The sequence below is a fragment of the Achromobacter spanius genome (genome assembly GCF_003994415.1).
Lineage (GTDB): Bacteria > Pseudomonadota > Gammaproteobacteria > Burkholderiales > Burkholderiaceae_B > Achromobacter > Achromobacter spanius_C.
Genome location: NZ_CP034689.1, coordinates 299,076 through 317,882 on the forward strand (window position 1 = coordinate 299,076; position 18,807 = coordinate 317,882).

Here is an 18,807-nt window from a genome sequence, read left to right on the forward strand (position 1 = left end):
TCTTAAAGGTTAAGGTTTTTATGCAAATGAACGTCCCGGCTCCGAGCCTGCGGCGCAACGCGGCAATCACCCTGATGGTGCTTGCCGCACTGTCACTGACGGGCTGCCAACTGCCGCGTTCCGGTCCCATGTTGAGCGAGATGACGGGGGCACACGACGACAAGGATGTCATCGTGATGCCGGCCTCGCGCGAGCTTGTGCAGGCAAGCAGGGTGCCTGACGTGGCGGACTTTCCGGTCCGCTACCGTGACCTGACCGAGGCGGGGTTCGACCGCCTGGTGCCGGGCGACGGCATCAACGTAAAAGTGTGGGAGCGCGGTGGCCTGGGCGTGTTCGCCGCGGATCCGTCCGGCGTCAGCGACCTGGGCAACCAGCAGATCGACCGGGCGGGCAACGTCTATTTCCCCATCATCGGAAAATTCCAGGCCGGCGGTCTGACGCTGGCCCAGTTGCACGACGCCATCGTGAAGCGCCTGGCCAAACTGGTGGTGGGCGCCGACGTCAGCGTGACGCGCGCCGCCGCCGAGCGTGGCCAGATGGTGACCGTGCAGGGCAACCTGACCAAGCCCGGCATGTATCCCATCACGCAGACCTCGCAACGGCTGAGCAGCGCGCTGGCGCAAGCCGCGCCCGTGCAGACGAATCCCGAGCAACTGGTCATCAGCCTGCGCCGCAACAACCAGGTGGCGTCCGTGCGGCTGTCGGACATCTACCGCAACCAGAACAACGACATTCTGTTGCGGCCGGGTGATGTCATCACCGCCTACGATTCGCGCGAGTACCTGACGGTGCTGGGCGCGGCCGGCACGCAAGGGCGCGTGGCCATCAGCAAGCGCAACTACAGCGTGCTGGACGCGCTGGCCGATTCGCGCGGCCTGGACGACAAGCTGGCCGATCCGCGTTCGGTGTTCCTGTTCACGCCCGCGAAGGCGGGTGTGGAAGGCAAGCCGGACATGCTGCCCGTGGTTTATCAGTTTGACCTGACCCGTCCGGAACAGGTGGCGCTGGCGCGTGAGTTCACCGTGCACGAAGGCCAGGCCATCTACATTTCGGATGCGCCGTTTACCCAGGTTCAGAAGGTCTTGTCGGCATTCCGCGTCACCATGAGCGCCGGCTTCAGCGCCACGCGGGCGATCGACAGCGATTCGGGCGGCAGCTCTACCGGCGTGTCTCAATAGCGTGTCGATGAGCAACGAGGACCGGATCAAGGGTTGGCGTTCGCGCCGCAAGGACAGTCGTTACGAGGTAGGGTCCGGGGTCGCCGCGTGGCGGCTGGACCCGGCCGTGCTGTTTGAAGCCAAGGCGCCGCCTGCCGTCTTGTTCAAGCCTTTGCTGGCGCGCCTGCAGGGCGAGCCGCACGATTCCGTGGCCGCCCGCCGGGCGGTGTACGAGGCTGTGCAGGCGGAACTGGACGCGGAGATCGCGCGCGGCAAAGTCGATGAGACCGTCGCTGATTTTTCGCGGCGCAGGCTGCGCATCATCGTGCGTCTGCTTGAGCAGGACATCCGCGCGGGCGTCGAGGTGTTCGCGCCGGGCTACATGCCGGCCAAGCTGGTGGCGGAAGACCAACGCCTGGCCGATGCGCATGCGCGGCGCGTGGAGCGGCGCAAACAGGACGAGGCGCGGGATGCGCGCCGCCATGCCTCGCGCAACGACATCGCGCTGGAAGTCGAGCTGCCGCGTGACGAGGCCGCTGATCTGGCGATCCTGCGGCAACACCTGCGGACGCTGCATGACGGGTATCACCCGCGCATGGCCGAACACCGTCCCGTGGGGCGCACCCTGCTGGCGCTGTTCGTGTTTCAGTTGCGCGTGATCCACGGCGAAAGCCGCATCGCGCTGCTGTGGGCCCTGGTGGGCCCCGTGGTGCTGCTGACGCTGATTTCGTCGCTGTACATCCTGATGGGCACGCACTACATCCTGGGCATGGATGTGCAGACGTTTTCGCTCTTGGGCGCGACCACCTGGATCATGTTCCGGCAGATCATTTTCAGAAGCAGCGCGGCCTATATCTCGGCGCGCGGCATCTTGAATTTTCAGGGGGTGACGCCGCTGATGTGCGCGCTGGTGCAGTCGCTTATCTACCTGTCGGTATACCTGGTGGTGTTCGCGATATTGATCAGCGCCGGCCACGCGCTGGGGTTCATCACGCTGCCGATCAGCTGGGGCGGGTTTGTGCTGTATGTGGTGCTGATGGGGTGTTGCGGCTCGGCCATGGGTTTGCTGTTCGGGTCGATTGCCACCTACTGGCATTTCTTCCTGCGGCTGGCGCCCGTGATCGAACGCTTCTTGCAGATTTTCTCAGGCGTGTTCTTCGTGTCGGAACAGCTGCCCGAGCATCTGCGCCCGTGGATCCTGTGGTCGCCGTTCGCGCATGGCATGCAGCTGTTGCGCTCCGCCTATTTCGAAGCCTACGAATCGACCGACGCCAGCGTGGGCTACTTCCTGACGTCCTTGGTGTTCCTGATGGTGGTCGCCTTGGCGGCCGAGCGTCTGGCCCGCCCCAATATCCAGCCAATGTGAGGCACGACGATGATTCATCTGAACGGCGTCACCGACGAGCCCTTTGCCTTTGGCGCCAGGCAGGCGCTGCTGGCCAACGTCACCCTGGACATTCCGGTGGGGCGCTATGCCTTGCTGTCGCCCGCGCCGGAAATGCATCGCCAGATTATCGACGTGCTGTGCAACCTGCGCCCGCCGCGCCAGGGCTTCGTGAAGCACGACGGCAACGTGTCGTGGGCCATCGGCCGGCAAGGCTTCATTCGCGGCAAGGCAAACGGCCTGAGCATGATCGACTTCGTCAGCGAGATGTACGAGATCGACGCGGATGCCACCTACGAACTGGTGGCCGACCTGGTCAGCGACCCCAAGACCCTGGCCAAGCCCATGGAGCATTGGCCGCTCTACGCACGGCAGGAATTTTCGTTCGCACTGGCGTTGGCGCCGGCGTTCGACGTGTATGTGATCGAAGGGTCCATCCCTTTCGAACCCTGCCGTTTCACCCGTCTCTGGCTGGCGCTGTTCGAAGAGCGGCTGATTGGCCGGACATTGATTTTTTCCAGTTATCGCCAGAATCAGTTGGCGGACTATTGCCTGAAAGGCTTGATTTATGAACGAAGCGACCTCCGGATCGAAGACGACCTCGACCAATGCATCAGCCGGTTCCCCCCAAGACGATCAAGGAATGAATCCGGCAGCGCAGGCGACGACGTCTTCGGAGGCTTCGAAGACAGCCAGCTTGGCATCTGAGGGCGGGTCCGAGATCGAACGCCGCCGTCTGGAACGGCAGGCGTCGATACGCCAGCGCCGCCGTCACCGCTGGATCAACGCGTTGATTGTCATCGCGCCGGTGGCGATTGCCCTGGTGTACGCGCTGATCATCGCCACGCCGCGCTACGAAGCGGAATCGCGCTTCTTCGTGCAGGCGGGTTCCGGCCAGCAAGGCGGTGGCGGTGGACCGGCAAGCCTGCTTACCACCGGCAACATGGGCGGCATGCTGGGCGGCTTTGTGGACGGCTGGGCGGTGGCCGACTTCCTGAAATCGCGCGACGCCATGCAGCAGCTGGATCAACGCGTCGGCCTGCGCCAATACCTGGTGCATGCGGGCGTGGACCCGCTGAACCATCTTTCCGAAGACTCAAGCAATGATGATCTTTACCGTGCCTATCAACGGGCGGTGCACGTGTCGTTCAATGCGCTTGAGCAGATCGACGTCTTGCGCGTCAGCGCGTATTCACCCGACGACGCCGCCACCTTGTCCCGCGCGCTGATCGGGCTGGCCGAGGAATTCGTCAGTTCGATGAACAAGAAAGGCGTGGCCGACAAGCTCAAGGTCAGCGAAGAATCGGTCCGGCTGGCCGAGCAAAAGGCGCTTGCCGCTCGCGAGGCGCTGACGGCGTGGCGCACCACGCACGGCAATATCGACCCGACGGCCACGGTGTCGATGCTGCTGAACCTGTCCAGCCAGCTCGAGACCGAGTTGAGCAGCGCGCAGATCAATCTGGACAAGATCCGCGCGCTGGGCAACAAAGACCATTTCATGCTGAAGCCCGCCCAGATGCAGGTGGTGGCCTTGAAGAAGCGGATCGAGTCGGTGCGCCGTCGCCTGAGCGGCCAGGGCAACACCGAAGCCAAGCAGCTCAAGTCCTACGAGGCGCTGAGAAATACCCAGGCCTTCGCCGATTCGAACCTGACCTTGGCGCAGCAGTCGTATCAGCAGGCCATGACGGACGCGCTGCGCTTGCAGCGGTACCTGTCGATCATTGCGCAACCGGTGCCGACCGACCGGCCGAGCAGCCCGCGTACCGCCATCTTGTTGCTGCAAGCGCTGGCGCTGGGATTCGTGTTGATGTTCATCACCCGTGTGGGGATGGCGTTGTTGAGGGGGCTGCGACATGGTTGAAAATTCGGTTGAAAACCCGGTTCAAAATTCAGTTCAAAAAACGGTTGATCCCGTTGTTGCTTCGGCGCCCGATCCTGCTGTCGCGGCTCGCCGCGCGCAGGCCGACGCCACCACGCGGCTGCGCGAAGTCATCCAGGAAATCCTGGACGCCGACGACCCCGCGCGCGACATGGCCAAGCTTGCGCCGGTGCTGGCGGGCGCAAGCGATGGCTGGCGCGATGTGCGCCGCTTGCTGGTTTCGCCGTACATGCGGGAAGGACGGCTTGCGCTTGCCATCGCCGCGCTTGAGGCGCTGATTGCCGCCTACCCCTTGCGCGCCGATGAACGCCGTACGCTGGCCAGCCTGCTGGGGCGCACCGAACAGTGGGAACGCGCCATCGCCGAAGCCGACGCGGCCGGCGCGCTGGCGCCGGAATCGGCGGCCATGCATGCCGCGCGGATCCAGTTGCGAATGCAGGCCGGCCGTGTTGCCGAGGCCGCCGACGTCGCCCGGGCCACGCTAAACATCGCGCACGCGGACCCCGGCGAAGCGCACTTCTGGATGCTGGCCTTTTCGCGCAATGGCGACGCGGCCGACGCGGCGGGCATTGCGGCGATGCTGGATCCGGCCAAGCTGCCGAACGAGCGCGTGGCGACCGTTGCCGTGCGCGCCTTGCTGGACGATGAACGCGCCGAGGCCGCCATCCAGCTTGGCAATGCGGCGCTGGGCGCGGGCCACGATAGTGCCGCATTGCGCTCGTCGCTGGGCCTGTCGCACCTTCGACGCAGCACCGAAGACGACCGCAAGGTGCATGCGCTGACGCACTTCGAGGCGGGCTTGCGCGCGTCGCCGGCCGACGTCAGGCTGCTGACGCTTTATGGTGAAACCCTGCTGCGCGCTGGCCGCTACAAGGACGCCGTGGCGCCGCTTGCGCAAGCCATTGAACTGGCGCCTGACCTGGAGCAGACGCGTGCGTTGTATGCGCGCGCGCTGCGCTACACCTTGCAGTACGACGAAGCCGCCGAGCAGATGCTGAAGCTGTTGGAGAAATCGCCCGAGAAGCGGCTGTGGCAGCGCGCGGCCATCGGCGCCTTGTCACAGGCGGGCCGCAAGCAAGAGGCCGAAGCGCTGTACGACAAGTATGTCGCGGCGCGTAGCGAGCAACTGCCCGCGACCTTTCAGGAAGCCGTGCGCCAGATGGAAGCGCGCCTGGATTCCGCGCCCATTCCGCAGGCGCGTCTGGACTGGGCCTGGTCGTTGCGCGGTGATAAGGATATTGACCGCGTGGAATGGGAGCGCCGGGTGCGCTGGGGCCACATGATGGACCACCTGCTGTTCGACTGGCTGGAATGCCGCGAGGACAGCGTCGAAGAGGCCATGCAGGTGCTGGGCGAACTGGACACCGGCGAACGCTTCTTTGCACCGCTCTTGGCGGCCGGCCGGGGGGTGGTGGTTGCCACGGCCCACGTCGGCCCCATGTATGCCGGGCTGATGGCGTTGGAATTGCTGGGCATCCCGTCGCGGTGGTTGGCGACAGCGCCCAGCGTTGCTCAGAGCAGCTACGCCACGGCCTTGATTTCCACCGCTGACCAGACCGAGGCGCAGGTGGCCAAGGCCTGCATGCGCGCATTGAACTCGGGCTATGTGCTGTGCCTGGCCATCGATGGCGCGGCGAACCCGGCCGCGCCGCGAACCACGTTCGAAGGGCAGGAGGTCACGTATTCCAGCTTTGCGTCGCACCTGGCGCATCGGCTGGGCGTGCCGTCGGTGTTCTACGTGCCGCGTTGGGAGAACGGCCAAGTGGCCTACACGCTGGAAATGCTGCCCGCCGCCAATCCCGGGGAAGACGCCGATGCGTATGCGGAGCGCTGGAAGGCCGCCTACTTCGAACGGCTGCGCGAACACCTGGCCGGCCCGCCGGAAGACCTGCGCGCAAGCGGCGGAATCTGGCGCCACGTGACGCCCGCGGATCGCTCCGCGCAGTAACAAGGAGGGCGCGTATGCAGCCTGGAAAGAAGCCAGAAACGAAGACCCGAACGAAGCCTGGAATGAAGGCGATGCGTCGCTTCCTGGCCTGGGCTATTGCGGCCTTCGCCATGTTGGCGGGCGGCACCGCGGCGGCCAGTGAATCGTGCGCCAGCCCGGATGAAAGCTGCGCCTGGGTTTCGTCGCTGCTGCAACAGCGCGAGGGCTACGGCGCCCGGGCCACGGGCGGCTTGGGCGGCAGGCTGATCGAGGTCACCTCCGACCAGGACGCGGGGCCGGGCACGCTGCGCGCCGCGCTGGCGCAAGCCAAGAAGGGTCCCACCTGGATCCGCTTCGCGTCCGACATGACGATCGTGCTGAAGAAGCAGCTTCGCGTGCCCTCCAACACCACGATCGACGGGCGTGGCAAGCGTGTCGCCTTGATCGACGACGGTCTGGGCGTGTATGGCAGCCAGAACGTGATCCTGACGCATCTGACGATCGACGGACGCCTGAACCGGCTGACGCAGGCGGTGAACGTGGCCAATGGCAGCCGCGACGTGTGGGTTGACCATATGGATCTTTCACGCATGTCCGACCGACTGCTGAACGTGAAGAACGGCTCGACCGACGTCACGATCTCTTGGACCAAGTTCCATAACTCGAACAAGGTCATGCTGCTGAACAACATTACGTCCAAAGACCTGTTCCACAACTACGAGCGCGATTCCATCGCGCGCGTGACGCTGCATCACAACTATTTTTTCAATACCGTGCAGCGCAATCCGCGCGGGCAATTCGGCACTTTCCACCTGTTCAACAACCTGCTTGAAAACTGGGATTTCTACGGCATGAGCTTCAGCCTGGAAGCCAAGGCGCTGGTGGAAGGAAACATCTTCAACAACGACACGAAACGCAAATGTGTCGAGCCGGAATTCTTCCCCACGGTGGAAGGCATCAATGTGAATTACTGCCGCTACATCCCCATTGCGTCGGGGCGCAGCGCGCTGGACAACGGCGAATCGGATCGCGGCGCCTACGAAAAATTGAAGGCCGTGCATGGCTACACGCGCGACTACAAAGCCTTCCTGCGCTTGAAAGACAACCTGTACCTGGGCGATGCCAAGCCCGTGCTCAAGGACTACCGCCCCGAGTCTGCTCCCACGCCGCCGTACTGCTACAGCTACGAGCGGCCAACGCCGGAACTGGCCGAGAAGATTCGCAAGTTTGCCGGCAACACGTCCGGCGATACGCCCTTGGCGGCGTCACGCACCGGGTCGGGATGCCCGACGCGGTAGTGCGGCAAAGGCCCTGTGCCGTGGCGTAGCGCGGCCGGCCCTAGGGAAACCACGGGGTTATGCCGCGTTACGCCGTTCTCCTAAAATAATTCCTGTCTCCTTTCGCAAGGAGGCCGACCCGGTAAGTTCCAAAGGCGCAACTGCCGCAGCGGTCGTTCAGCAATCCTCTAGTCGACAACGACGTCGACATTCTGCCGGTCTCTCGGCATATCCCAACACCTACTCACGTCTACGCAACTTCGGCGTCGGCCTCTGCTCGTCCGTGCGTTTCGCGCCGGGGGCAAGTGCTGCGCGCCGCCTGCGCACAAGGGGCTTACCAACATGAGCATGAACCGCCGCCAGTTCCTGTCTTCCACCGCCGTCACCGCCGCGTCCGCCACGCTGGCGGGCCTGACGGGCACACGCGCCTTCGCCGCCGGCGAAGAAAAAATCAATGTTGCCGCCATCTATGACCTGTCGGGCGGGCTGGACATCTATGGCAAGCCGGTCATGGACGCGCTGCGCTTCGCGGCGGAAGAAATCAATGCCAACGGCGGCCTGCTGGGCCGGCAACTGAACTTCATCGCCTATGACGCGCAATCCAACATGCAGCTCTATGCGCAGTTCGCGCAACAGGCGGCCTTGCGCGACAAGGCCGCCGTGGTGCATGCGGGAATCACGTCGGCCTCGCGCGAGGTGGTGCGCCCCGTGCTGAATCGTTACCGCACGCTGTACTTCTACGACAACCAATATGAAGGCGGCGTGTGCGACCGGAACTACTTCGCCGCGGGCGTGACGCCGGCGCAAACCGTGCAGAAGCTGGCGCCGCATGCGGTGAAGCAATGGGGCAAGAAGGTCTACATCGTGGCGGCCGACTACAACTACGGCCAGATCGTTTCCAACTGGGTGCGCAAGTACGCGGCCGACGTCGGCGGCAAGACCGTCGCCACTGAATTCTTTCCGTTGGATGTGACCGACTTTGGCGCGGCCATTTCGAAGATCCAGGCGGCATCGCCGGACTTCATCTGGTCCGCCCTGGTGGGCGGCGCGCATATGTCGTTCTATCGCCAATGGAAGGCGACCGGCATGACCGGCAAGATTCCGCTTGCCTCGACCACGTTCGCGGGCGGCAATGAACACATCGTGCTGTCGCCGGAAGAATGCAACGGCTTTCTGGTCTGCCAGAACTACCTGCAAGAGCTGCCGGGCGCGGCCAACGCCGACTTCGTCAAGCGCTTCCACGCGCGTTATGGCGCCGATTACCCCTACATCACCGAGCTGGCCATGGGCGCCTACCAAGGCTTCATGCTGTGGGCCGAAGGCGTGCGCAAGGCCGGGTCGATCGACCGCATGAAGGTTATCGAAGCGCTGGAATCGGGCGTGGCCATCGACGCGCCCAGCGGCCGCGTAACGCTGGACCCCGCCACGCACCATTGCACGCTGGACGTGCACATTGCCGAAGTGCGCGACCGCAAGCTCAACCTGGTGGAAAGCTTCCCGCAGCAACAGCCGGGCGATACCGCGGCGGTGTGCGACCTGATCAAGAACCCGGCGGACAACCGCCAGTACGCCATCAAGTTCTGAGCACTCCATGGATCTCGTTGCCATCTATGCCATCGATATCCTGGGGGCAATCGCCATCCTCGCGCTCTTGAGCGTGGGGCTGGCGGTTGTGTTCGGGATGATGAAGATCATCAATCTCGCGCATGGCGAATTCATGATGCTGGGCGGGTATGTCGCCATCCTGGCCACCAACCAATGGGGCGTGCCGATCTGGATTTCCATGCTGGTGCTGGCGCCCTTGGCCGTGGGCCTCTTCGGCGTGCTGGTCGAACATCTGCTGGTGCGTCACCTCTATGGCCGCATGATCGACACCATGCTTGCCACCTGGGGCTTGTCGCTGGCCGTCATCGGCATGGCCACCATGGTGTTCGGCAATACCACCGTGGGTATCTCGTCGCCCTTGGGCGGCATTGCCATCGGCGCGCGCCAGGCCAGCGGTTATACGCTGTTCCTGATCGGTCTGGCGGCCATGGTGATGCTGGCGCTGTGGTGCCTGCTGCGCTTCACCGACTTTGGCTTGCGGGCACGTGCCTGCATGCAGAACGCCGCCATGGCCAACGCGCTGGGCATGAATCCCAACGGGGTCTACAAGCTGACGTTCGGCCTGGGCGCGGCGCTGTCGGGGCTGGCGGGCGCGGTGCTGGCGCCGTTGACCGGCGTCATCCCGACGATAGGCGCGGCGTATATCGCCAAGGCCTTCATCACGGTCATCAGCGGCGGCTCGGCCGTCATCGCGGGCACCGTGAGCGCCTCGGGCATCTTCGGCGCCATCAGCCAGGGCGTGACGTTTCTTGCCACGCCGGTCTATGGGCAGGTGGCCTTGCTGCTGGCCGCCATCGTGCTGATCCGCTTGCTGCCGCAAGGCATCACCGGTCGATTCTTCAAGCGAGCAATCTGATGCGTGTACCTGTCTTTTCCCTGGCGCTGGGCGCGGTGGCGGTTGCGGCCGCCGTGGCGCTGCCCTTTGTGGTGGATATGTTCAGCCTGCTGTCCATGACGGTCTATCTGATCATGGCGCTGCTGGCCCTTAGCCTGGCTTTTGTCTGGGGCCACGGCGGCATCCTGTGCTTTGGCCAGGCGGCCTTCTTCGGCTTGGGCGCCTATGCCTGGGCCGTCGGCGCGTTCAACTTCGGGCCGGGCCTGGGCGCGCTGGCGTTGGCGGTCGCGGTGCCGGCGGCGTGCGCCGCGTTGCTGGGCTACTTCATGTTCTACGGCAAGATCAGCGACGTCTATCTGGGCGTCATCACGCTGGCCGTCACGCTGATTCTGTTCAACCTGATGAACTCCACCTCGGGTGACAGCTATCGCATTGGCGAGGCCCTGTTGGGTGGATTCAACGGCATCCCCTCGATTCCGCCGCTGACCTTGCCCGGCGCCGCCGAACCGCTGTCGCCAGAAGGCACCTTCACGCTGGCGGCGCTTGTGCTCATCGCCGCCTATTTTGGTTTGCGCGCCGTGATGGCGTCGCGCTTTGGCCGCGTGGTGGCTGCCGTGCGCGAGAACGAGCAACGCGCCATGCTGCTGGGCTACAACGCCAGTTTCTACAAGCTGGCCGCCTTCACGCTGGGCGGCGCGCTGGCGGGCCTGGCCGGCATGCTCTATGCCAACTGGGGCGCGTTCGTCAGCCCCGGTGTGTTCGGGCTGGCGCAGTCGGCGCAGATCATCATCTGGGTCATTGTGGGCGGGCGCGGCACGCTGATCGGCCCCATCGTCGCCTGCGTTGCGCTGCAAGCCATGGTCACGCGGCTGGGTGCGCAACATACGGTGGACACAGGCTTGGTGCTGGGCGTGATCCTGATCCTGTTCGTGCTGCTGATTCCGCGCGGGCTGGCGCCCACCATCGCGGATGCCGCGCGCCGCCTGTGGCGGTCGTCATCGCGCTCGGCCACGCCTGCCGTCAAGGAGCAAGCATGAACGACATGCTGTTGGAAACGCAGGGCTTGAGCGTCAGCTTTGGCGGCGTGCACGCCGTGCGCGATGTGGACTTCCGCTTGCAGCGCGGCGAGGTGCGCTGCCTGATCGGCCCCAATGGGGCAGGCAAGAGCACCTTCTTCAAGATGCTGTCGGGCCAGCTGCGGCCCAGCCGGGGCGAAATCCGCTTCAAGGGTAAACCGCTGCGCGGCCTGGCCACGCACGAAGTTGCCCGGCTGGGCATAGGCATCAAGACGCAGGTGCCCAGCGTCTTTGAAGGGCTGGATGTGCTTGAAGGCTTGCGGCTGGCCGCGGGCCGTCGCAGCGACGGCGATCCCGCCGACATCGCCGCGCGGGTACTGCAGGAAATCGGCCTGCAATCCGTGGCGCATCAAGCAGTCAATGCGTTGGCGCACGGCCAACGCCAATGGGTGGAGCTGGGCATGATCCTGGCCTCGCGTCCCGAACTGGTGTTGCTGGACGAACCCGCCGCCGGCATGACCCAGCAAGAAGTACGCAAGACCGCGGACCTGATCGCCGCCATCAACCGCCACAGCACCGTGGTGGTGGTTGAACACGACATGGCCTTCATCCGCCTGATTGCCGGCCGCATCACGGTCTTCAACCAGGGCGAGGTGCTGGCCGAAGGCAGCTTTGACGACATCATGGCGCACGCTGAAGTGCGTGCCGCCTATCTGGGCAAGCAAGGAGAGCCGCATGCTCAAAGCGCATGAACTGAAGGCCGGCTATGGCCGCATTCCCGTGCTGCACGGCGTGGGGTTCGAGATGGCCCCGGGTGAATTCACCGGTGTGCTGGGGCGCAACGGCATGGGCAAGACCACGCTGCTGCGCACGCTGATGGGCGAACTTCCGCTGACCGGGGGCTCTCTGTCCATGGATGGCCGGGACCTGGGCGCGTTGGCGCCGTATGCGCGCGCCCGCCATGGGCTGGGTTTCGTGCCGCAGGGCCGGCAGATCTTCCCGGCGTTGACCGTGGCCGAAAACCTGCGCATGGGCTGCGTGAAGCAATTGAGCCAGGCCGACGCCAAGATCGCGTCGGTGCTGAAGGTGTTCCCGCGTTTGCAGCGCCTGCTGGACCGGCCGGGCGGCAGCCTGTCGGGCGGCGAGCAGCAATTGCTGGCGCTGGCCCGCTGCCTGTGCGGCGACCCCAAGCTGATGTTGCTGGACGAACCCACCGAAGGCATCCAGCCTTCAATTTGCGACGAGATCGTGGAGGCCTTGCAGAACCTGCGGGCGTCCCATGGCATCGCCATTTTGCTGGTCGAGCAAGACATCGACTTCCTGTGCGCCTTGTCCGACCGGATTCTGGTGCTGGAGAAAGGCGAACTGATCGCCGATGTGCCGACCGCTTCCACCACACCCCAAGAGATCGCCCGGCGTTACGGCGGTCTGCAATCCTGATACGGAATCCGAGATGTCCCTTCCCCGTCCCACTCTGGAAGCGCTGGACCAGGCCGCGCGTCGCATCGGCCTGAATCTGGACGACGCCACGCTGCGCGCCTACGACAGCATTCTGGAAGCCACCTTTGCCGAGTATGACCAGGTCGACGCCATGATCGACCAGCCGCCGGTGGTGCGTTACCCGCGCACCCCGGGCGTGCAGCCCGAAGACAATCCGCTCAACGCCTGGTACGTTCGCACCGAGATCGACGGCCGCCCGGACGGCCCGCTGGCGGGCAAGCGCGTGGTCTTGAAGGACAACATCTGCCTGGCTGGCGTGCCCATGATGAATGGCGCGGCCACGCTGCGCGGCTATGTGCCCGACCAGGACGCCACGGTGGCCACGCGCATCTTGGATGCCGGCGGCCGCATCGTGGGCAAGGCCCATTGCGAATACTTCTGCGTGTCGGGCAGCAGCCACACCGGCGCGGCCGGCCCGGTGCGCAATCCGCGCAACCCGGCGCATGCGGCGGGCGGCTCCTCGTCCGGCGCGGCGGCGCTGGTGGGCGCCGGCGAAGCGGACATCGCCATTGGCACCGACCAGGGCGGTTCCGTTCGCATACCGGCCGCCTATTCCGGCATCTACGGCATGAAGCCCACCCACGGCCTGATTCCGTACACCGGCATCATGCCCATCGAAATGACGCTGGACCATGCCGGCATCATGAGCGCCAACGTGGTCGACAACGCCCGCTTGCTGGATGCCGTGGCCGGCCCCGACGGCCTGGACCCGCGCCAGCAGAACCTGCCCGCCGAACGCCCCGCTTACGTCGATGCGCTTGACCTGCCCGCGCAGGGCCTGCCCTTGAAAGGCCTGCGCGTGGGCGTGGTGCCGGAAGGGTTTGGATGGAGCAACAGCGATCCCGAGGTCGATCGCGCCGTGCGCCAGGCCGCCGGCCACTTGGCCGCGCTGGGCGCCGAGGTGAGCGAGGTGTCGGTCCCCCTGCATCGCAAAGGCCACGCGATCTGGACCCCGATTGCCGTGGAAGGCACGACGCAGCAAATGAAGGGGTATAACTACGGCACCAACTGGAAAGGGCTCTATGTGACCGGATTGATGCAGGCGCAGCGCCACTGGCGCGATCACGCCGACGAGTTCCCGCATGACGTCAAAACCTGCCTGCTGGCGGGTGAATACTTCCATGCGCGCTACGGCGGCCAGTACTACGGCAAGGCCCAGAACCTGGCGCGCCGTTTGCGTCTGGCCTACGACCAGGCGCTTGGCCAGGTGGACATGCTGCTGATGCCCACGGTGCCGATGCGCGCGCCCCGGCTGATCGACGCCACCGCCGCGCCGGACGTCTTCGTGACCCGCGCCTTGGAAATGAACGCCAACACCGCCCCGTTCGACGTCACCGGCCATCCGGCCATCTCTGTGCCCTGCGCGCTGCGCGACGGGCTGCCGGTGGGCATGATGCTGGTGGGCCGCCACTTCGACGAATCCACGCTGTACCGCGCGGCCCACGCTTTTGAGCGCGACCTTGATTGGACGGCACTGTGAGCGCGCGCGACGGTCACCGGGTCGGTCTGCTGTTCTCGCACGAGAGCCTGACGGCCGCCACCGAGATCACCCAGGAAAACGCCACGCTGATGGCCATCGACGAGGTCAACGCGGCGGGCGGTATCGATGGCGTTCCGCTGGTGCCGGTGAGCGCGCGCGTGGGTGCGCAACCGCCCGATTACCGCCAGGCGGCCGAATGGCTGTGCGACAGCCAGCGCGTGCCGCTGATCTTCGGCACGCATATGTCCAGCACGCGCAAGGCCGTGCTGCCGGTGGTGGAAAGCCGCCGCGCGCTGCTCTTTTACGCCACGCTGTACGAAGGCTTTGAGTATTCGCCGTATTGCTTCTACACCGGCTCGGTGCCCAACCAGAATTCGGTGCAGCTTGCCAGCTATGTGATCCGTCATTTCGGCAACCGGGTGCTGTTCATCGGCGGGCAGTACGTATACCCGCGCGAATCCAACCGCATCATGCGCGAGCTCTACGAACAGGCCGGCGGGGAAGTGGTCGACGAGGTCTATCTGCCGCTCAACGCACCGCAGGAAGACTTGGCCGAGGTGCTCAAGCGCGCCGTGGCGCTGCGCCCGGACGCCATCTACTCGACCATGGTCGGGCGCGACATCGTCAAGCTCTATCGGGCCTACCGCGAGCTGGGCCTGGACCCCGCGCGCATGCCGATTGTCAGCCTGGCCACCAACGAAACCGATGTGGCGGCGTTGACGGCCGAGCAGGCCGAGGGCCACATCACCGCCGCACCCTACTTCGCCACGCTGGACACCGAACCCAGCCGGCGCTTCTCGCGGGCCTACCAGGCCCGCTTTGGCGAAGACAGCCCCATCACGGCGGGGGCCGAAGCCGCCTACTTTCAGGTGCATCTGGTGGCCGACGCGGCCCGTCGCGCGGGCGGCCTGGCCTTGCCGGCCCTGGTCAACGCGCTGGACGGGGCCAGCTTCGAAGCGCCGCAGGGCCTGGTCACCATCGATGGCGACACCCAGCACACCTCGCTCTGGCCGCGCATTGCCCGCGTGAACGCGCGCCGTCAGTTCGAAATCGTCTACGCGGCGCGCGCCGCGGTACGGCCGGTGCCGTACCTGGTGGACCACGCGCTGGACCCCGAGGCCCTGGCCCTATCGTGACGGCGCCTCGTAACCGGCCCGCGCGCAGCAGCACCGCGCTGCGCGAACTCAACGGCCTGCGCGTGATGGTCCTGCTGCCGCAGGACGCCGAATCACGCTTGCTGATGTCGCACCTGAAGCGCATCGGCTGTGTGCCGACGCAGCAATGGCCCTTGCCCGAACGGCTGGGCGCGGATGCCGACGTGGTGGTGCTGCCCATTGAAGAAGACCAGCGCGACGCCATCCAGCGTCTGGCGGACAGTCTTACCGAGCTGAGCCCGCCCTTGGTCGGCATCGTGGAATACGAAAACCCCGCCACCCTGCAACTGGTGCTGCAAAGCGGTTGTACCGGCGTCATCGAACGCCCCATCCGGCCCTTCGGCCTGTTGACGCAGCTGTTGCTGGCGCGTACCGCGTGGCGCCAGCAGGCCGCCACGCTGGCCCATGTGCGCAAGCTGGAAGGCCGCTATGCGGCCGCCAGCAAGGTGGCTACGGCCAAGACCTTGCTGATCGCTCGCGAGGGCATTACCGAACAGGAAGCGCATCGCCGCATCCAAAGCCGCGCCATGGCCACGCGCTCGTCGCTTGAAGACGTTGCCCAATCCCTTATCAACGAACTGTCCTGATCCCATGACCGCCTTCTCATTTCAGACTGTTGCCCATCTTGTCGTCGAACCCGGACTGGCCCGCCGCCTGGGCGCGTTGTTGCGCGAACGATACGCGGGCGAGCGTGCCGTGCTGGTGACCGACAGCTTCCTGCATCGCAGCGGCGCATTGCAGCCCGCGCTGGACAGCCTGGCGGCCACCGGCTGGCAGACGCTGGTGATCGACGATGTGGTGGCTGACCCGCCTGAAGCCGTGGTCGAGGCCGCGGCCGCGCGCGCACGCGCCTTCAACGCCGACATGGTCATTGGGTTTGGCGGCGGCTCGTCCATGGACGTGGCCAAGCTCGTGGCGGTGTTGTGTCAGGGCGAGCAGCCCTTGTCGGCCATGTATGGCATCGATCAGGTGCGCGGCAAGCGCCTGCCGCTGGTACAGGTGCCGACCACGGCCGGCACCGGCTCGGAAGTCACGCCCATTTCCATCGTCACCACGGGGGCAACGACCAAGAGCGGCGTGGTCGCGCCGCAGCTCTATGCCGATGCCGCCTATCTGGATGCCGAGCTTACCGTCGGCTTGCCGCCGGCCGCCACGGCCGCCACCGGCGTGGACGCGATGGTTCACGCCATCGAGGCCTACACCAGCAAGCGCCTGAAGAATCCCCTGTCGGACCACCTGGCGGTGCTGGCCCTGAAGCTGCTTAGCGCCAATCTGCTGACCGTGTGCCGCGACGGCACGAATTTGCAGGCGCGTTCCGACATGCTGTTGGGCGCCATGCTGGCCGGGCAGGCGTTTGCCAACGCGCCCGTCGGTGGCGTCCACGCCTTGGCGTATCCGGTGGGCGGCATCTTCCATGTGCCCCACGGGCTGTCCAACGCCTTGGTGCTGCCCGCCGTGCTGCACTTCAATGCCCAGGCCGCCGCGCCGCTCTATGCCGAACTGGGTGCGGCGGTGGGCTTGCCGGCAAGCACGGACGCCGCGGCCGGGGCCGCCGCCTTCATCGCCTTCCTGGAAGACCTGATCCGCCAGGCGCAGTTGCCTCAAGGCCTGCGGGCGGTGGGCATTACCGAGGCCGACCTGCCCGCGTTGGCCAGTTCGGCCATGCTGCAGCAACGCCTGTTGATGAACAATCCGCTGCCCATCGACGAGGCGCAGGCGCTGGCCATCTATCGCACGGCGTACTGAGGCGCGGCATAGCCCTTACTGGCTGCCGCCTTGCACCTGGGCGTACTCCACCACCGCGATGTCGCGAAACGCCCGGATCAGCGCCAGCCGGGGCGACACCCGTGACCAGATCAGGCCGAAGCGGCGCGGCTCGCAGTGTTCGGGCAGTGGCAGGGCCAACAAGCCCAGCCGTTCGATCGCGCCGTTGGTGGATTGCGGCAGGATGGCCACGCCCAGGTCGCGGCTGACCATCACCGCAATCGATTCAATGGCGTTCAGTTCGAAACGTTCGCGCGGCGTAATGCCCACGCGCCGCAGATAGTCGTCAACGTGGCGGCCGCCCCAGTCGCTGCGCTGATAGCGGATGAAGGGCTCGGTGGTCAGCAGGCTGTGCGGATGCCGCCCGGCATGGCGGGGCGCCGCCGCCAGCACATAGGGTTCTTCGCGCAGCAACTGCCAGCCCAGGCTTTTTGATAAGGGGTAAGGCGCCTCCAGGGCGATGGCGGCGTCCAGCTCGCCGCTTTCGATGGCGGGATAGAAGCGCACCGAATGCCCCGGCTGAATCTCAACGTTGATCAGTGGATGGCGGCTGACCAGGTGTTCCAGAATGGCCGGCACCATGGAGTTCAAGGCCGTGTTGCCCGCGCCCAGCCTGAGCTCGCCCATCATTTCGTCGGACCGCGCCAGGTAGCGGATCTTCTCGATACGCTCCAGAACCTCGCGCATGGGGCCGATCAGTTCAATCGCCTTGGCCGTCAGGTGCACGGTGCGACCGGCGCGCGCCACCAGCGCCACGCCCAATTCCTGTTCCAGTTTGCGCACTTGCTGCGCCACGGCGCCGTGGGTCAGCCCCAGGCGGCGAGCGGCCTCGGCCATGGATCCATGCTGGCCCACGGCGGCCAGCGTATGTAGGAAGTCGGTGTTCATAACGATAGATATTCTATCTTCTTATCGTAATTTGGCTGTCCCCTGGCGGCGTGGCCCAGCGCCACAATGCCACCAGGAGACTCCAATGAGAAGCAAGCTATTCGTGCCGGGTTCGCGCCCGGACCTCTTCGATAAAGCCATGGCCAGTCAGGCGGATGCGCTGTCTTTCGACCTGGAGGACGCCGTTGCGCCCACCCGCAAGCAAGAGGCGCGCAACACCCTGGCCTACTGGTTGGCGTCGCCCGGGTTCGCGGCGGCACAGGCCTTACATCCCAAGAAAATTATCGTCCGCGTGAACGCGGCCGACACCCCGTACTTTGCCGCCGACCTGGACGCGCTTGGCGGCTTGCCGATTGACCTCTTGAATCTGCCCAAGGTGGAAAGCGCCACCGCGCTGTGCGAGGCTGCCGCCCAAGCCATTGCCGCCGGCTTCCAGAATGAATTCCTCATCACCGTGGAAACCCCGCGCGCCTTGGCCTGCGCGGCCGAATTGGCCGCCGCGCATCCGCGTGTGGCCGGTTTGCAATTGGGCCTGGCCGACCTGTTCGAGCCGCTGGGCATAGACCGATATCAACCCGAAACGCTGCGCGCCGTGATGCTGTCCTTGCGCTTGGGCGCGGGTTGCGCGGGCAAGTACGCCATGGACGCGGCCTATGCGCGCGTGCGCGACGCCGACGGCTTTCGGGCCGAAGCGCAACTGGCCCGTTCGCTGGGTTTTCTGGGCAAGTCCTGCGTGCATCCCAGCCAGATCGCCATTGCCAACGAGGTGTTCGGCTTCAGCGCCGAAGAGGTCGCCGAGGCCGAGCGCATCGTGTCGGCCAGCCGCGAGCAAGACGGCGTGGGCGCCTTCCTGCTGGACGGAAAGATGATCGACGCGCCCTTCGTGCAGCGCGCCCGCGACGTGCTGCTGGCTGCCGGCCGCGCGGCCTGAATCGGGCCTA

17 protein-coding genes are annotated in these 18,807 nt (G+C 65.5%); 16 read left to right on the forward strand and 1 reads right to left on the reverse strand.

The genetic code is table 11. The features are described 5' to 3' along the window. Positions 1-20 precede the first annotated feature (20 nt). The 15 genes from ELS24_RS01380 to ELS24_RS01450 all read left to right on the forward strand — a co-directional run bounded on the left by ELS24_RS01380 (position 21) and on the right by ELS24_RS01450 (position 16,960). A complete protein-coding gene (locus ELS24_RS01380; RefSeq protein WP_050448124.1) occupies positions 21-1,178 on the forward strand; it encodes a polysaccharide biosynthesis/export family protein in 1,158 nt (385 codons plus the stop codon). A gap of 7 nt (positions 1,179-1,185) precedes the next feature. After that, on the forward strand, positions 1,186-2,523 hold the full coding sequence (locus ELS24_RS01385; RefSeq protein WP_127183188.1) for an ABC transporter permease: 1,338 nt from the start codon (positions 1,186-1,188) through the stop codon (positions 2,521-2,523). Positions 2,524-2,532: 9 nt separating this feature from the next. After that, the gene (locus tag ELS24_RS01390; protein ID WP_050448122.1) at positions 2,533-3,249 is read left to right on the forward strand and encodes an ATPase; all 717 of its coding nucleotides are present in this window, start codon (positions 2,533-2,535) and stop codon (positions 3,247-3,249) included. Then, a complete protein-coding gene (locus ELS24_RS01395) occupies positions 3,185-4,402 on the forward strand; it encodes a sugar ABC transporter (RefSeq protein ID WP_127183189.1) in 1,218 nt (405 codons plus the stop codon). Before ELS24_RS01390 ends, ELS24_RS01395 begins: the two co-directional genes overlap by 65 nt. Then, positions 4,395-6,368 (forward strand): tetratricopeptide repeat protein, encoded by a 1,974-nt coding sequence (locus ELS24_RS01400; RefSeq protein ID WP_127183190.1) that lies wholly within the window; start codon positions 4,395-4,397, stop codon positions 6,366-6,368. The genes ELS24_RS01395 and ELS24_RS01400 overlap by 8 nt, the downstream gene beginning before the upstream one ends. A 71-nt stretch (positions 6,369-6,439) precedes the next feature. Next, positions 6,440-7,645: a pectate lyase family protein gene (locus tag ELS24_RS01405; RefSeq protein WP_428839695.1), complete on the forward strand. Its 1,206-nt coding sequence runs from the start codon at positions 6,440-6,442 to the stop codon at positions 7,643-7,645. A gap of 321 nt (positions 7,646-7,966) precedes the next feature. Next, positions 7,967-9,208: an urea ABC transporter substrate-binding protein gene (locus ELS24_RS01410; protein ID WP_050448119.1), complete on the forward strand. Its 1,242-nt coding sequence runs from the start codon at positions 7,967-7,969 to the stop codon at positions 9,206-9,208. 7 nt (positions 9,209-9,215) lie between these two features. Continuing rightward, the gene (locus ELS24_RS01415) at positions 9,216-10,085 is read left to right on the forward strand and encodes an ABC transporter permease subunit (protein ID WP_127183192.1); all 870 of its coding nucleotides are present in this window, start codon (positions 9,216-9,218) and stop codon (positions 10,083-10,085) included. Further along, entirely contained in the window at positions 10,085-11,101 is a 1,017-nt protein-coding gene (locus ELS24_RS01420; protein ID WP_127183193.1) for an ABC transporter permease subunit, read from the forward strand. The genes ELS24_RS01415 and ELS24_RS01420 overlap by 1 nt, the downstream gene beginning before the upstream one ends. Next, the gene (locus ELS24_RS01425; protein ID WP_127183194.1) at positions 11,098-11,832 is read left to right on the forward strand and encodes an ATP-binding cassette domain-containing protein; all 735 of its coding nucleotides are present in this window, start codon (positions 11,098-11,100) and stop codon (positions 11,830-11,832) included. The genes ELS24_RS01420 and ELS24_RS01425 overlap by 4 nt, the downstream gene beginning before the upstream one ends. After that, on the forward strand, positions 11,816-12,520 hold the full coding sequence (locus tag ELS24_RS01430) for an ABC transporter ATP-binding protein (RefSeq protein ID WP_050448115.1): 705 nt from the start codon (positions 11,816-11,818) through the stop codon (positions 12,518-12,520). The genes ELS24_RS01425 and ELS24_RS01430 overlap by 17 nt, the downstream gene beginning before the upstream one ends. A 13-nt stretch (positions 12,521-12,533) precedes the next feature. After that, the gene (locus ELS24_RS01435) at positions 12,534-14,060 is read left to right on the forward strand and encodes an amidase (protein ID WP_127183195.1); all 1,527 of its coding nucleotides are present in this window, start codon (positions 12,534-12,536) and stop codon (positions 14,058-14,060) included. Next, entirely contained in the window at positions 14,057-15,196 is a 1,140-nt protein-coding gene (locus ELS24_RS01440; RefSeq protein ID WP_050449952.1) for a transporter substrate-binding domain-containing protein, read from the forward strand. The genes ELS24_RS01435 and ELS24_RS01440 overlap by 4 nt, the downstream gene beginning before the upstream one ends. After that, positions 15,193-15,801 (forward strand): ANTAR domain-containing response regulator, encoded by a 609-nt coding sequence (locus tag ELS24_RS01445; RefSeq protein ID WP_083447559.1) that lies wholly within the window; start codon positions 15,193-15,195, stop codon positions 15,799-15,801. The genes ELS24_RS01440 and ELS24_RS01445 overlap by 4 nt, the downstream gene beginning before the upstream one ends. Before the next feature lie 4 nt (positions 15,802-15,805). Further along, a complete protein-coding gene (locus ELS24_RS01450) occupies positions 15,806-16,960 on the forward strand; it encodes an iron-containing alcohol dehydrogenase (RefSeq protein ID WP_127183196.1) in 1,155 nt (384 codons plus the stop codon). Between the two features lie 15 nt (positions 16,961-16,975). Here the strand turns inward: ELS24_RS01450 and ELS24_RS01455 are convergent, their stop codons facing one another. Further along, complete coding sequence (locus ELS24_RS01455; RefSeq protein WP_050449949.1) at positions 16,976-17,866, reverse strand: LysR family transcriptional regulator; 891 nt, start codon at positions 17,864-17,866, stop codon at positions 16,976-16,978. An 85-nt stretch (positions 17,867-17,951) separates the two neighbouring features. Between ELS24_RS01455 and ELS24_RS01460 the strand changes: the two genes are divergently transcribed. Further along, positions 17,952-18,797, forward strand: coding sequence for an HpcH/HpaI aldolase/citrate lyase family protein (locus ELS24_RS01460; RefSeq protein WP_050449948.1), 846 nt, complete (start codon positions 17,952-17,954; stop codon positions 18,795-18,797). The last annotated feature ends 10 nt before the right edge of the window (positions 18,798-18,807 follow it).

Bases quoted from the DNA above. Each gene is read 5' to 3' on its own strand.
- ELS24_RS01380 (WP_050448124.1), top strand. From the start codon at position 21: ATGCAAATGAACGTCCCGGCTCCGAGCCTGCGGCGCAACGCGGCAATC.
- ELS24_RS01385 (WP_127183188.1), top strand. From the start codon at position 1,186: ATGAGCAACGAGGACCGGATCAAGGGTTGGCGTTCGCGCCGCAAGGAC.
- ELS24_RS01390 (WP_050448122.1), top strand. From the start codon at position 2,533: ATGATTCATCTGAACGGCGTCACCGACGAGCCCTTTGCCTTTGGCGCC.
- ELS24_RS01395 (WP_127183189.1), top strand. From the start codon at position 3,185: ATGAATCCGGCAGCGCAGGCGACGACGTCTTCGGAGGCTTCGAAGACA.
- ELS24_RS01400 (WP_127183190.1), top strand. From the start codon at position 4,395: ATGGTTGAAAATTCGGTTGAAAACCCGGTTCAAAATTCAGTTCAAAAA.
- ELS24_RS01405 (WP_428839695.1), top strand. From the start codon at position 6,440: ATGCGTCGCTTCCTGGCCTGGGCTATTGCGGCCTTCGCCATGTTGGCG.
- ELS24_RS01410 (WP_050448119.1), top strand. From the start codon at position 7,967: ATGAGCATGAACCGCCGCCAGTTCCTGTCTTCCACCGCCGTCACCGCC.
- ELS24_RS01415 (WP_127183192.1), top strand. From the start codon at position 9,216: ATGGATCTCGTTGCCATCTATGCCATCGATATCCTGGGGGCAATCGCC.
- ELS24_RS01420 (WP_127183193.1), top strand. From the start codon at position 10,085: ATGCGTGTACCTGTCTTTTCCCTGGCGCTGGGCGCGGTGGCGGTTGCG.
- ELS24_RS01425 (WP_127183194.1), top strand. From the start codon at position 11,098: ATGAACGACATGCTGTTGGAAACGCAGGGCTTGAGCGTCAGCTTTGGC.
- ELS24_RS01430 (WP_050448115.1), top strand. From the start codon at position 11,816: ATGCTCAAAGCGCATGAACTGAAGGCCGGCTATGGCCGCATTCCCGTG.
- ELS24_RS01435 (WP_127183195.1), top strand. From the start codon at position 12,534: ATGTCCCTTCCCCGTCCCACTCTGGAAGCGCTGGACCAGGCCGCGCGT.
- ELS24_RS01450 (WP_127183196.1), top strand. From the start codon at position 15,806: ATGACCGCCTTCTCATTTCAGACTGTTGCCCATCTTGTCGTCGAACCC.
- ELS24_RS01455 (WP_050449949.1), bottom strand. From the start codon at position 17,866: ATGAACACCGACTTCCTACATACGCTGGCCGCCGTGGGCCAGCATGGA.
- ELS24_RS01460 (WP_050449948.1), top strand. From the start codon at position 17,952: ATGAGAAGCAAGCTATTCGTGCCGGGTTCGCGCCCGGACCTCTTCGAT.